The following is a 12,432-nucleotide window of genomic DNA, read 5'->3' as shown; positions in this document are numbered from 1 at the left end:
GTAGTCGGTGCTCGGCGCTCAGGGGCGGACGGCGGTCAGGAGTCCGTAGCGGAGTTCCGGTACGTCGAAGAAGAACCAGTGGCCGAGGTCGGCCGCCGCCGCCCACTCGCGCGACGTCTCGCCGCTGGAGTTGTCCGCGGCGTCCCGCCAGCCGCTGATCATGCTGCCGTAGCAGCGCTGGACGTTCTCGGTGATGTCGGTGTGGTCCACCACCTCCAGGCCGGCCTCCCGCAGCAGCTCCCCGTACATGTCGGTGGTCAGCGAGAACTTGAAGTAGGCGTACGCGTCGGCCATGCGGGATGCGTCCGGCCCGGCGAGCTCACCCGCGAGGCTGTGCTCGGCGATGACCAGCCGTCCACCGGGACGGAGGACCCGTGCGATGTGTCCGAGGGCCGCCTTCTTGTCCTTCATGTGCATCAGGGACTCGATGGCGTACGCGCCGTCGAAGGTCCCGTCCTCGAAGGGGTTCTCCATGGCGTCGGCCAGCCGGAACGTTGCCCGTCCCGGAAGGGTCGGCGGCAGGGGGCGGCTGCTGGCGAGGTCCACCTGGTAGTCACTGACGCTGATGCCGGTGATCTGCACGGCATGGCGGGCGATGATGCGCGCCGCGGTGCTGCCGTGGCCGCAACCCACGTCGAGCAGGTGCTGGCCCTCGGCCGGGGCGAGGCGTTCGGTGACGAGGTCCGTCAGCCGGTCGGTCGCCTCCCGCATGGAGCTGTCATCCGCGTCGTCCTCCCAGTAGCCGACGTGGATGTTGCCGCCGAGGGCGTGGTCGTAGACGTCCGTGTGGCGGTCGTAGAAGGTCCCCACGTCGCCGGACGTATGAGGGTTCTGCGTCAGCATGAGGGAGACCTTTCAGGGTGGTCGAGCCACGCGCCGTGGCTGGGGAGGGGTCTGGCCAGCCTGCGCGAACGGCCCTCCGGGAGGTGGGGAGCGTGTCGATGGTGCCAAGCGCGTCGGCCTGAATGCGGCGGATGAGCTGCGATTTCACCGTTTCGGGGACGCGGTCTCACCTGTCCGGCGCAACGGCCGACGGGGGAGCCGCGGAGGGAGCCGTGAGGGGCCGTCGTCGGGCGGAGAAAGGCGTCCCCGGTACACACGCCCGCCGGGCACGCCCGCACTCACCCTCACAAAGGGTGGGTGCGAGGCCGTGCCCGGCGGAACGGATGCGGTGGGATGCGGTGGGTGCGGTCACGCCGTCGGCCCGTACGGACCGACCGGATCAGCTCAGACGCGCCCGAAGAACAGGCTGCCCGGCGCCTCCGGGTCGTTCGACAGGAAGTGCTCACGGACGGCGCGGATGAACTCGTGGCGCGAGATGGCGCCGTCGCCGTCGGTGTCCAGCTTCGTGAACATGTCCATCGCGTCGGGCGCTTCGCTCTTCCACACGTCCCGCAGGAAGCGTGCGAACTCGTCCTTGCTGATCTCGTTGTCGCCGTCGACGTCGATGACGTCGAAGATCGCGTGACCGCCGCCCTCGGTCACGTTGAGACGGCTGGTGTCGACGACGGCGAGTCGGTTGGCGGTGACGAACTGGTCCTTCGTCAGCCGGTCGCCGTCCACGCCCGCGTGGCGCAGAAGCTCCAGCCAGTAGATCTGGCAGAAGGTCTGCAGCGCCCTGGCCCGGCGGTCGTTCTTGTCGAGGCCGTACGCCTGGATGTAGCGGTCGGCGAGCTTCTGGTAGTCCGACCAGTCCAGGTAGCCGTCGTTGTTGGCGTCCATGGTGTCGAAGGTGCGCTCGAGCTTGGTGGTGATGACGTCCTGTACTGCGGCGGTCACGTGTCCTCCTTGGGGACGAAGGGGGGTACACGAGCACCCTTGCGCGAGGTACATTCCGCACAAAAGTGCTCATCCTCGTCTTCCACTCTTTTGGGTCAGGCGGGCCACCCGTAGGAGTGCGTTCGGTAGGGGCCGCTGCGCATACTGAAGTCCGGCCCACGGGAGCGGAACGCCGTGCATGTGCGCCGGGTGTTGTCGTCGGCTCCGGTTGCCGGATTCGCTGCTCACGCCACCGATGCCACCAGGGCAACGGGGCGGAAAGCCCCGCCAGCCCGTCCCGCAGAGCACGGCCCCGTCCGTCTTCCAGCCCTTCTCCCAGTCCTCAACCGGAGTGAACACGTGTTGAAATCGTCGAGTCCGACATCGCCCGCAGGCCGGGCCGTACTCATCACCGGGACCTCCTCCGGCTTGGGGGAAGCCTGCGCGCTCCACATGTCCCGGGTCGGCTTCCACGTTCTCGCCGGGGTCCGCCGCTCCGTGGACGGGGAACGGCTTCGCACGGCGGCGGTCGGCCGACTGACCCCGGTGGTCGTCGACGTGACGGACGAGAAGTCGGTCCGGGCGGCCGCGGACGAGGTGACGGAGCTGCTCGACGGAGCCGGGCTGTGGGGGCTCGTCAACAACGCGGGCATCGCGGTCACGGCTCCCCTGGAATGCGTTCCCATGGAGCAGATGCGTCGGCAGTTGGACATCAACGTGATCGGCCAGGTGCAGATGGTGCAGAGCTTCCTGCCGCTGTTGCGGGTCGGCACCGGCCGGATCGTCAACGTCTCCTCGGGCCTCGGGAACGTCGCCCTGCCCTACCTCGGCGCCTACGCCGCCTCGCAGTTCGCCAAGGAGGCCCTCAGTGACGCGCTCCGCCGCGAGCTCGCCCCCCAGGGCATCCCCGTCGTGGTGATCCAGCCCGGCGCCGTCCTGACCCCCCTCTGGTCCAAGATGTCCGACATGGGCAACCGGGCTCTGGAGGGCGCGCCCGAACTGGTCCGGGAGCTCTACCGCGATTCGTTCCTCGGCTTCATGGAGGCCAATGAGACCTCGGCCCGCAGCAGCCGCACGACCGTCGAGGACGTCGCCCGGGTGATCTTCCGCGCACTGGTCGCCGAGCGGCCCAGGACCCGGTACACCGTCGGCCGCGACGCAACCGGCAGCCGGGTACTGTCCAGGCTGCTGCCCGACCGGGCCCTGGACCGGGTCTTCGGCGGAACGTCGGCGCTGAAGAACCTCAGGAACTGAAAGTCCCTGACCGCCACCGGGATACGGGAATGAGGTGCTGCCCCGGCTGAGGTTGTTGAGTGCTTTGCCCCACAGCTTCACCGCGGCGGCGTCCACGGGGTGGTTCGTCTTGTTGTTGGTGCTGCCGCCTTTGGCGATGTGCTTGTAGCCGAACTTCGAGCTCCCCTCTCGCAGCAGGGAACCGCCAAAGCCCGCCCCTTTGAACCAGTGGACGACCCTTGCCGCCCCAGGGCCGTCCTCTGCCCGGCAATCGAAGCCGCCGCAATCCCAGCCTGGAGGTTTGGGCACCACGCGATACGAGCCGTGTCCCGCGGCGACAGCAGAACCACTCGCGACGGACGAGGCCGTGCACAGCAAGGCAATTCCGATGAATGCAGCACGCATGGAACACCCTCCTGGGGCAGGGGCGTACGTGTCGGCAGACGCGACGTCGGCACGCTAGCTCCCGTTTCTCGGGAGGCAGCCGAGTGGCGCGGTGGCCTCACTCGTAGGGCGTAACCAGCGATGAGTCAGAGCGACGGCGGTGCCTGCCTGCCTGCCAGCCGGGTCGGTTCGGAGAACACCGAGCTGGAGAGGCAAGGGCATGGCGGACATCGTGATCGCGCAGACGACCAGCGACGACGAGGGTCAGGCAAGGGCGCTGGCGCGGGGGGCGGTCGAGAGGAAGTTGGCGGCAGGCGTTCACGTCGACGCCCCGATCACCGCTTCTACTGGTGGAAGGATCAGGTCGAGACGGCGAGGGAGTGGCGGATCTCGTACATGACGACGACAGACCGGCTGCCTGAACTGGAAGCCTGGCTGCACGAGCGGCACCCGTACGACGTTCCCCAATGGATCACTCTGCCGATTACGGGCGGGTCGGAGGCAAACCTCGCGTGGGTCGCTGAGGAGACGACGCGGGTCGTGTAACGGGCGCGATCACTTGAGCTGGCCCGTGTTGTACCGAGGTGGTGGCACGGAGGGCGAGTGGGCGGGCAGGATCAGCGTCATGAAGATTCTGGTACTGGGCGGAATCTGATTTCTCGGAGGAGCAGTTGCCCAGGCCGCACTCGATCGCGGGTGGTCCGCGGACGCCTTCAACAGGGGAAGGTCCGGCACTGCGCCGGACGGAACGCACGAGAATCACGGAGATCGCACCGTGCGCGAAGACCTGGCGCGATTGGGGCAGCAGGGGCCTTGGGGCGCCGTGATCTACACCACGGCCTCCGAGCTTGCCCCGCGCGACGTGCTTGAGGGAGCACGGGCCCTGGAGCCCGTGGCGCGGAAGTACGTCTATATCTCGACCGTGAACGCCTACCGTGGCTGGCCGGACTAGCCGCTAACAGAGTTCTCGGAGTTGCTGGACGCACCGGCAGATGCCGACGTGAACTATGGGCGCCTTCCGACGTATTGGGACGGCCCGGACTGGTACTACGGTCGACAGAAGGCCGGTGCTGAGCGCGCGGCGAAGGAGGCGTTCGGGGCGCCCCGTGTCTCGGTCCTGCGGCCTGGCGTCATCTTGGGGCCCGGCGAATACGTGGGCCGTCTTCCTTGGTGGCTGCGACGCGCTTCAAAGGGTGGCGCGATCCTTGCGCCTGGCCTCTCGAGCAAGACGATCCAACCGGTGGACGTGCGGGACGTGGCAACCTTCGCGCTGGACCAGGCTGCTTCGTCAAGCGGGGGTGAGTTCAACGTGACCGCACCGTTGGGCCACGACACCATGGGCGGCCTTCTCGGTGCCTGCGGCGATGCAACCGGGAGTGCCGGTGAACTTGTCTGGGCGCCTGATGACATGCTCGTGGCTCACGGGGTGCAGCACTGGACCGAGCTCCCGCTCTGGCGCACCCACGCGGGCGTTTGGAACGTCGACTCCTCGGGCGCGCAGGCGGCAGGGCTCGGATGACGACCTCTTGCGCAGACCGTCCGCGACACGTGGGAGTGGATGCAGTCTGGCGGTACGCCCGTCGAGCACCCTCGTTGGGCCGAACATGGGATCTCTGCCGAGAAGGAGGCAGAAATTCTTGCCGAGTTGGGCCGCTGACGATCAACCCTCGATGGCCAGGGGGGAAGTGGATCCGAGCCGGTTCGCCGATGCTTCACTGGTGAACACCTCGACTGTCCACCCGGCGGAACGTCTGCTCTTCCACCGTCGCCGTGGAAGGGGGTTCGCCGGCCGCGGCGGCTAATTCCCGCGCCGCCTTCTCGTACTCCCGGTTGAACCTGTCGTATGTCCAGCCGCGTTCCCAGACCAGCAGTCGGAGCAGCGTCCGTGCCCGCTCTCTCATCTCCAACGACTCCCTTCCAGCCGGAGTTAACGAACGATGCCTCTTCGGCCTGAGTAAGCCTTGCCAACCAGCAATCGCCCAACTTCGGCCATGGGTTGAGATCTTGGAGGCAATTGGGGTCCAGATGACATGCCGGTGATACCTGTGTCACCCGACGAGGTGCAGGTGATACCCCGCGTGACATGGCGGGGCTGGCTCCCCAGGGGAAACCTTGATCTCCACTCGCCGCCTTCGGGTGAAGCACCCCGGGCTGGTGAGATCCGGTCTGCCATCCCCATGAAGCCGAGGCCACCATGAGCCAGAGCACCGCCACCTTGGACTCGAAGCCCACGGAGCCCTTGGACCCCCGTCCTTGCCCTCGGCGCGCTGACGCCGATGTGCCGCTGGAGGAGCACGTCTTTCAAGCGGTGTTCCGGCCCAATCTGTCCATGGTCACGGAAATGCGGGTGTCGACGGCGGCTGTCCTGCGGCGGGTGGGGCTACCGCGATGGCTGATCGGCAACGTGGTCCTGGCGGTGTCGGAACTCGTGACCAACGCGATCGGGCACGGACGGGGTGTCGTCAAGCTGACGATCCACATCGCCGAGGACCTCGTCCTGGTCTCCGTGATCGACAAGAACCCCGCCCCAGCGGTGTTGAGGCAGGTGGGGCCTGACGACACCTCTGGCCGCGGGCTCCTCCTTGTTCAAACCTTGGCCGACGCCTGGGGCAGCGGGGGCAGGAGACCTGGTGTGAGTTCCGCCGAGCCGCGACAGGCGGAGCGACAGAGATAGGCAGCCAGGGTTTTACGAGCGGCCCGGCCCGCGAGCCGACGCAATCGCTGATCACTTACGGCAGGCGATCAAGAAGGGTGAGCACCCCGCAGGGTCATGGCTGTCTGCCCGTCGCATCGCCGTCGAAGCAGGCTGCTCGGAGGCATCAGTCGAGCGGGCATTCCTTGCTCTCCGAGACCTTGAGGCTGAGGGACTTGTGACCTTCAGCCCGTCGTCCGGTCGGCCGCGTGTCGCTGGCGAGGCCGAGAACGCCGACCGGCCGACCCGGATCCCCGCACGCGCGGGGATGTTCCCGTGGTCTTCCCGGCGCCGAGGCCGTCGCTGATTTGCTCCTCGCACGCGGGGGATGGTCTCCGCCGCAGGTGTGCGCGACCGCAGCGTTTCGTAAGAGCTTCTGATCAGGGGGTGGCCGCTTGGCCTTATGCTTTGTGATCTTCTAGGACACTCGCGGCAAGATCGTCGACGGAGCGTCGGAGTTCTCGTTCGGACAGTGAATCCTTGGGACCGTAGCGCTCGACGTACAGCACTGCGCCCTTGCCGACGTCAAGCGTGAGCTGCGCCTTCCAGGTGTCGCCGTAGAGAACCTGACGGGCGGCGGCTCGTCCATGGACCAGCAGCGGCTCCGCCTTCTCCGGTATCACGTCTGTGCCGTCTACCGTCTGCTGCAGGGACTTTGAGGTGGGATAGAAGGCGACAACGAACCCGGCCGGTTCGGCCGCGTCGTCTTCAGTCATCGAGAGATAGCAGGAGGCGCCACCCTGGTCCTCAGCCATGGGAGACGCCGCTCTGATGCTGAGATCTCGCTGCATTGCTTCGCTCACGAGCTTGCAGACGTTCTTCTTGCTGATGCCGGAGATGGTCGGAGCCTCTCCGGTCGTTGAGGCCCCTGTAGAGGTGGATGAGTGCGCAACGGTGTAACCGATGCCGGCGCCAAGGGCGAGGGACAGCAACACGGTGGGTGCCAGCACGGTTGTTGGTAGCTTACGAATGTGCTTCGAAGCCGCCAAAGGTGCCTCGGGAAAAAGCGCCCGGTTCGGACCCTTGTCTTGCATTGAGGTTTCTTCACTCGTCATCGCAAGATCATCACATGGGCGATTGAGTCACCGCCCCCATGGTGTGCGATCGTTACCGATCGCCGACGGGCCATCAGCTTGAGAGCGCAGAAGCTGCTTCCTACACGTGCGGGGATGGCCCCAATCTGATGGAGGAAATCGCCGCGCTCGTCGACTGCTCCTCACCTGCGCGGGGATCGGCCTCGGAGAACATCGGTACAGCGGTTGGCCGCTGAGAACGATCACGGGCAGGTGTGAGTGCGCTGACCCGGCTCTCATACTCACGGCGGGCCTTGCGCTGAGCTGGTACTGCTGGGACGCCTTGAGCGCCGTCGACAGGCTGGCAGAGGGCGAGGAGTTGCTGGTGCACCACTGGGACGGCTGTCACGCGCAAGGTGTAGCCCTGGCCGCGCCGTACGGTCACCCCCCTGGTCGAGCGCGGCCCGCTCGGCGGCCTCCAACTCGATGGTGCGGAGGAAGTCGGCGACCTTGCCCGGCATGTCGAGGGTGACCGGCAGCTCGGGGGCCGGGCCGTGCTCCTTGATGACGGTTGGTCGGGGAGGAGGTCACGGATGTGCGCTCTCTCGTTGCGGGTGTTTGTCGAGACCTCACAACTGTGGCGCTGCTGTCATCTCTGCCGGGATGCAGGCGAAACGGTCGGGTGCCTCACGGGCGTGATGGCCCGCTGAAGTATCAGGCGTGGACGGCGCCGTCGGCAGGCGGGACCGAGGGTGAAAGTGTGAGCGATGTCCAGTCATCGACCTGACTGTTCGTCAGGAAAGTCAGCATAGGGTCAGCATCAGTCCGGCCAAAGCTGACTACGTTTGGCGAAGCGCGCACTTCACGGCAGGGTGAATCTGGCTGACCTGAGGTCGTTTGCTGTAGTGATCCAGTGGACGGTGACGGGGAGTTTTCGGGCAGGTGTAGTCGCGATGAGGGCGGATGAGAAAGAGACAGCTCAACGTGCTCTCCCTCGCGGCTTCAGCGGCACGGAAGGGAGTTGAGGGGCCGTCAGTCGGTCGCCGTCATACCCCTTCACTTCCCCAAATCGTGAACCCCTCATCCAGTCCTCCCGAGCCCGACTGATATCGTCCTGCGTACGCCCGACAAAGTTCCACCACATGATCAGCTCCTCCGCGAACGGCTCGCCGCCCAGCAGCATGATCGAGGCGTCGGAGTCCGCGTGGAGGGGGAGGGAACGGCGGCCGCAGCCGAGGTAGAGCATGGAGCCCGGGGTGACGGGGACGCCGTCCACGTGGACGGAGCCCGACATCGCGAGGACGCCGTACTCGAAGTCGGGGTCGAGGGGGAGGTGGGTTCGGGTGCCCTCGGTGAGGGTGAGGTCGGCGCCGATCAGGGGGGTGTACGTCGTGCCGGGGGACGTCGTGCCGTCCAGGGTGCCCAGGATCACCGTGGCCGTCAGGCCGGGGGCGGTCACCGTCGGCAGGTCCGCGTGGTACTCGAAGTGCGGGTCGGTGTGGCGGTGTTCGTCCGGGAGGGCCACCCACAGCTGCGCTCCGTGCAGGTAGCGCGCGTGCGACCGCGGGCTCTCCTCTGAGTGGCTGATCGCCCGGCCCGCCGTCATCAGGCCCAGCTCTCGCGGGCGGATGGTCTGGCGGCTGCCCGTGGAGTCCCGGTGCAGCACCTCGCCCTCGTGCAGCCAGCTCACCGTCTGCAGGCCGATGTGCGGGTGCGGGGGTACCTGCATGCCGGGCTCGTCCGCGATGTCGTCGGGCCCGTAATGATCTACGAAAGCCCACGCGCCGATCATGCGGCGGCCCAGGTTCGGCAGCAGGCGGCGGACTTCGGTGGACTCCCCGAGCTTCACCGTACGGGGGCTCAGCAGTTCGCGGACCGGTTCGGCGACGACGAAGCCACGGCCACCGCATGCGCTCGGCTCCGGCGCGAGGTCAAGGTTGCTCATACGGCCAACCTAGGGGATGTCTTGTCGATCATGCCGGGCTCGCGGCGTCTGGCACCGCACCTCGCCGCGTTGTCGTCACTCGCCGATGCTCCGCATCGACTCCCTCCTCCGCCTTGCGATGCGCGGCACCAGACGCCGCTCCCTGATCCGGCCTGACCGACAAGACACCCCCTAGCGCCCGGCCCGCCGAACCCCTTCACCCCGCCAGTTCCCGCGCCCTCTCCATCGTCGCCTCCAGCGCCGCCCCCACCGATTCCCCCACCCGGTGCTCCCGCAGCGTGGCGATGCCCTTCGCTGTCGTGCCGTTCGGGGTGCTGGCCTGTTGGTACAGGGACTCCGGGGTCACGCCCGGCTCGGCGAGGACGTCCGCCGTGCCTCGTAGCACCTGGCTGGTCAGCAGCAGGGCGTCAGCGGCGTCGAAACCTGCCCCTCGCGCGAAGTCCGTGAACGACCGCGCCAGGTACGCCACCAGGGCCGGGCCGCTGCCCGCGACCGCCGTCGCGGCGTCGAGCAGGGACTCGTCCTGGACCACCAGCACCTTGCCGATCACCGACAGCGCACGCTTCGCCCGCTCCACCCCGCCTCGCGGCACCTGGTCCCCAGGGCACAGCACCGTCATGCTCTGTCCCACCCGCGCGGCGAGGTTCGGCATCGCGCGCAGTACCGTCCGCGTGCCCAGCGCCGACGCCAGGGTCTCCAGCCGTACCCCCGCCATGATCGAGACGACCGTCGCTCGCGCGCACGCGCCCGGCGGCAGGCTGTCCGCGAAGGAGTCGAACGCCTGGGGCGGAATGGCGAGGATCAGGAGGTCGTCCGGGCGGGGGTCGTACGCCGACGTCAGCTCCGCGCGGGCGTCGGGGGACCTCCGGCGGTCGGCCGAGGGTTCCACGACCACCACCTCGACCCCCGGCACCCCGTCCAGCAGCCCGCGTACGATGACCGACCCCATGTGCCCGGCGCCGACGACGACGATTCGTTCCACAGCCGCCACACTCCTCGCTTCGGATGCCAGAAGTGATACCAAAAGGGGCGTTCCGGCCCCCGTACGGGTCACCACAACGCGCCGACCCGCTGCCCCGGCCGGTGCAATGGACGGGTGACCGCCGCTCCGGACGACTGCCTCGCGCGCAACGAGTGGATCTGCGGCGATTATTTGAGCACCCGCCGCCAGATCCTTCTCGACGCGGTCGGGCAGCACCTGGAGCTGACCGCGCTGTCCGTGCTGATCGGGCTCGTCATCGCCCTGCCGCTCGCCGTGCTCGCCCGCCGCTGGGGGTGGGCCGCCGGGCCGGTGCTCGCCGTCACCACCGTGCTCTACACCATCCCGTCCCTGGCGATGTTCTCCCTGCTGCTCCCCGTCTACGGGCTGTCCGCCACCCTCGTCGTCGCCGGGCTGGTGCTGTACTCGCTCACGCTGCTGGTCCGGAACATCCTCGCCGGGCTGCGCGCCGTCCCCGAGGAGACCCGGCAGGCCGCGCGCGGGCTCGGCTTCGGGCCCGTACGGCTGCTGCTCGCCGTGGAGCTGCCGCTCGCGCTGCCCGCCGCGATGGCCGGGCTGCGCATCGCCACCGTGTCGGCGGTCTCTCTGGTCACGATCGGCGCGATCGTCGGCTTCGGCGGGCTCGGCAATCTGATCTACGCGGGCATGAACACCTACTTCAAGGCACAGGTCCTCACCGCGTCCGTGCTGTGCGTGCTCATCGCCGTCGCCGCCGACCTGCTCCTGCTGGGCGTGCAGTGGCTGCTCACCCCGTGGGCGAGGAAGGGCCGTACATGAACGTGCTCGGCTCCACCTGGGACTGGCTCGCCGACCCCGCCCACTGGTCCGGCGACGACGGCGTCTGGCACCGGCTGCTGCAGCACCTGCTGCTCACCGTGGTCTGCCTGATCGTCAGCTGCCTGATCGCGTTGCCCGTCGCGCTGGTCCTCGGGCACCTCGGCAAGGGCGGTGCGCTCGCCGTCAACATCTCCAACGTCGGCCGGGCCGTGCCCACCTTCGCCGTGCTGGTGCTGCTCCTGCTGACCCCGGTGGGTAAGTGGGGGGAGGGGCCCACCGTCGTCGCCCTGGTGCTGTTCGCCGTGCCGCCGCTGCTCACCAACGCCTACGTCGGCATGCGCGAGGTCGACCGGGGCGTGGTGCGGGCCGCGCGCGGGATGGGGATGACCGGGCGGCAGACGCTGACCCGGGTCGAGGTGCCGCTCGCGTTGCCGATGATCCTCAACGGGGTACGGATCGCCGCCGTCCAGCTCGTCGCCACCGCCACCATCGCCGCGCTCGCGGGCGGCGGCGGCCTCGGCCGGATCATCACCGCGGGCTTCAACCTGGCCAGCACCCCGCAGGTCGTCGCGGGCGCCATCCTGGTCGCCCTGTTCGCGCTGCTGGTCGAGGGCGTCTTCGAGGTCGTGGAGCGGCTCGGCCCCGCCTGGGCGAGGGGCGGCCGGTGAAGGCGCGCGCGGCGCTCGCGGTCGCACTCCTCTGCCTGCTCACCGCCTGCGGCTCCGGTCCCTCCCTGGAGAACCAGGGCGCCGTCACCGCGCCGCCCGGCGACAGCCACCACCTCGTCATCGGCTCGGCGGGCTTCACCGAGAGCGACCTGCTCGCCCAGCTCTACGCCCAGCTCCTCGACCAGGCCGGATACCAGACCTCCCTCATCACCGTCGCCAACCGGGAGCTGTACGAACCTGCCCTGGAGTCCGGGCAGATCGACGTCGCCCCCGAGTACGCCGCCACCTTCGCCGACTGGCTCAACGTCAAGGCGCACGGCGCCGACGCACCCCCGGCGGGCTCGCCCGACCTCGCCAAGACCATGAAGAACCTGCGCGCCCTGGCCGCCCCGCGCGGACTCACCGTCCTCCCGCCGGGCCGGGCCGTCGACCAGAACGCCTTCGCGGTCAGCGCCTCCTACGCCCGCCGCCACCACCTCAAGACCCTCAGCGACCTCGGCGCCTCCGGGCTCAAGGTGCGCCTCGCGGCGGGCGACGAGTGCGTGAAGCGGCCGTACTGCGCCCCCGGCCTGAAGAAGGTGTACGGGATCGACATCACCGCCGTCGATCCCAAGGGCGTCGGCACCACCCCGGCCAAGCAGGCCGTGCAGTCCGGGCGCGACCAGATGGTGCTGACCACCACCACGGACGCCACCCTCGGCTCCTTCGGCCTGGTCCTGCTCGCCGACGACAAGCACCTGCAGAACGCCGACTACATCGTCCCCGTCGTCAACCGCGCCCGCGCCGGGAGCGAGCGCGTCGCCAAGGCGCTCGGCAAGCTCAACGACGTGCTCACCACGCAGGACCTCGCCGACATGAACCAGCAGGTCGACAGCTGGCGTCGGCTGCCCGCCGACGTGGCCCGCACCTACCTGAAGGACCACGGCCTCATCAAGTGACCTACGCGTCCGACGCCGAGTGAC

Annotated in this window: 13 protein-coding genes and 1 pseudogene; 9 read left to right on the top strand and 5 right to left on the bottom strand. The window is 68.5% G+C overall.

The window, feature by feature from the left end:
* Positions 1–18: 18 nt before the first annotated feature.
* Positions 19–843: a methyltransferase domain-containing protein gene (locus ACI2LY_RS01810; protein WP_404705350.1), complete on the bottom strand. Its 825-nt coding sequence runs from the start codon at positions 841–843 to the stop codon at positions 19–21.
* Positions 844–1,227: 384 nt separating this feature from the next.
* Positions 1,228–1,779 carry an EF-hand domain-containing protein gene (locus ACI2LY_RS01805; RefSeq protein ID WP_404705349.1) on the bottom strand — a complete coding sequence of 184 codons (552 nt, stop codon included), beginning with the start codon at positions 1,777–1,779 and terminating at the stop codon, positions 1,228–1,230.
* A 339-nt stretch (positions 1,780–2,118) separates the two neighbouring features.
* Here ACI2LY_RS01805 and ACI2LY_RS01800 point away from each other — a divergent pair, with 339 nt between their 5' ends.
* The 6 genes and pseudogenes from ACI2LY_RS01800 (at position 2,119) to ACI2LY_RS01775 (ending at position 6,374) form a co-directional block, all read left to right on the top strand.
* The gene (locus ACI2LY_RS01800; RefSeq protein WP_404705348.1) at positions 2,119–3,012 is read left to right on the top strand and encodes an SDR family oxidoreductase; all 894 of its coding nucleotides are present in this window, start codon (positions 2,119–2,121) and stop codon (positions 3,010–3,012) included.
* A gap of 583 nt (positions 3,013–3,595) precedes the next feature.
* A pseudogene (gene cutA / locus ACI2LY_RS01795) lies at positions 3,596–3,921 on the top strand (divalent-cation tolerance protein CutA).
* A 229-nt stretch (positions 3,922–4,150) separates the two neighbouring features.
* On the top strand, positions 4,151–4,327 hold the full coding sequence (locus tag ACI2LY_RS01790; protein ID WP_404705347.1) for a hypothetical protein: 177 nt from the start codon (positions 4,151–4,153) through the stop codon (positions 4,325–4,327).
* Between the two features lie 21 nt (positions 4,328–4,348).
* Positions 4,349–4,894, top strand: a complete 546-nt coding sequence (locus ACI2LY_RS01785; protein WP_404705346.1) for an epimerase — start codon at positions 4,349–4,351, stop codon at positions 4,892–4,894.
* Positions 4,895–5,569: 675 nt separating this feature from the next.
* Positions 5,570–6,049, top strand: coding sequence for an ATP-binding protein (locus tag ACI2LY_RS01780; protein ID WP_404705345.1), 480 nt, complete (start codon positions 5,570–5,572; stop codon positions 6,047–6,049).
* Between the two features lie 43 nt (positions 6,050–6,092).
* Entirely contained in the window at positions 6,093–6,374 is a 282-nt protein-coding gene (locus tag ACI2LY_RS01775) for a GntR family transcriptional regulator (protein WP_404706462.1), read from the top strand.
* Positions 6,375–6,468: 94 nt separating this feature from the next.
* Here the strand turns inward: ACI2LY_RS01775 and ACI2LY_RS01770 are convergent, their stop codons facing one another.
* The 3 genes from ACI2LY_RS01770 to ACI2LY_RS01760 all read right to left on the bottom strand — a co-directional run bounded on the left by ACI2LY_RS01770 (position 6,469) and on the right by ACI2LY_RS01760 (position 10,007).
* Positions 6,469–7,122 (bottom strand): hypothetical protein, encoded by a 654-nt coding sequence (locus ACI2LY_RS01770; RefSeq protein ID WP_404705344.1) that lies wholly within the window; start codon positions 7,120–7,122, stop codon positions 6,469–6,471.
* A 937-nt stretch (positions 7,123–8,059) separates the two neighbouring features.
* A complete protein-coding gene (locus ACI2LY_RS01765; RefSeq protein WP_404705343.1) occupies positions 8,060–9,025 on the bottom strand; it encodes a pirin family protein in 966 nt (321 codons plus the stop codon).
* A gap of 196 nt (positions 9,026–9,221) precedes the next feature.
* Positions 9,222–10,007 carry a pyrroline-5-carboxylate reductase family protein gene (locus tag ACI2LY_RS01760; RefSeq protein WP_404705342.1) on the bottom strand — a complete coding sequence of 262 codons (786 nt, stop codon included), beginning with the start codon at positions 10,005–10,007 and terminating at the stop codon, positions 9,222–9,224.
* Between the two features lie 114 nt (positions 10,008–10,121).
* Between ACI2LY_RS01760 and ACI2LY_RS01755 the strand changes: the two genes are divergently transcribed.
* Genes ACI2LY_RS01755 through ACI2LY_RS01745 form a run of 3 tightly spaced genes read left to right on the top strand, consistent with a single transcriptional unit; the run spans position 10,122 to position 12,408 of the window.
* A complete protein-coding gene (locus tag ACI2LY_RS01755; RefSeq protein ID WP_393599695.1) occupies positions 10,122–10,802 on the top strand; it encodes an ABC transporter permease in 681 nt (226 codons plus the stop codon).
* Complete coding sequence (locus tag ACI2LY_RS01750) at positions 10,799–11,470, top strand: ABC transporter permease (protein ID WP_404705341.1); 672 nt, start codon at positions 10,799–10,801, stop codon at positions 11,468–11,470. The genes ACI2LY_RS01755 and ACI2LY_RS01750 overlap by 4 nt, the downstream gene beginning before the upstream one ends.
* Positions 11,467–12,408, top strand: a complete 942-nt coding sequence (locus tag ACI2LY_RS01745; protein ID WP_404705340.1) for an ABC transporter substrate-binding protein — start codon at positions 11,467–11,469, stop codon at positions 12,406–12,408. The genes ACI2LY_RS01750 and ACI2LY_RS01745 overlap by 4 nt, the downstream gene beginning before the upstream one ends.
* Positions 12,409–12,432 lie beyond the last annotated feature (24 nt).

This window comes from Streptomyces sp. NPDC002176, assembly GCF_044903645.1.
Lineage (GTDB): Bacteria > Actinomycetota > Actinomycetes > Streptomycetales > Streptomycetaceae > Streptomyces.
Note: the sequence above shows the minus strand (reverse complement) of the source record. Positions and strands in the feature narration are given on the sequence as shown.

Coding starts and splice junctions, on each gene's coding strand:
- ACI2LY_RS01810 (WP_404705350.1), bottom strand. CDS start 843: ATGCTGACGCAGAACCCTCATACGTCCGGCGACGTGGGGACCTTCTAC.
- ACI2LY_RS01780 (WP_404705345.1), top strand. CDS start 5,570: ATGAGCCAGAGCACCGCCACCTTGGACTCGAAGCCCACGGAGCCCTTG.
- ACI2LY_RS01770 (WP_404705344.1), bottom strand. CDS start 7,122: ATGACGAGTGAAGAAACCTCAATGCAAGACAAGGGTCCGAACCGGGCG.
- ACI2LY_RS01765 (WP_404705343.1), bottom strand. CDS start 9,025: ATGAGCAACCTTGACCTCGCGCCGGAGCCGAGCGCATGCGGTGGCCGT.
- ACI2LY_RS01750 (WP_404705341.1), top strand. CDS start 10,799: ATGAACGTGCTCGGCTCCACCTGGGACTGGCTCGCCGACCCCGCCCAC.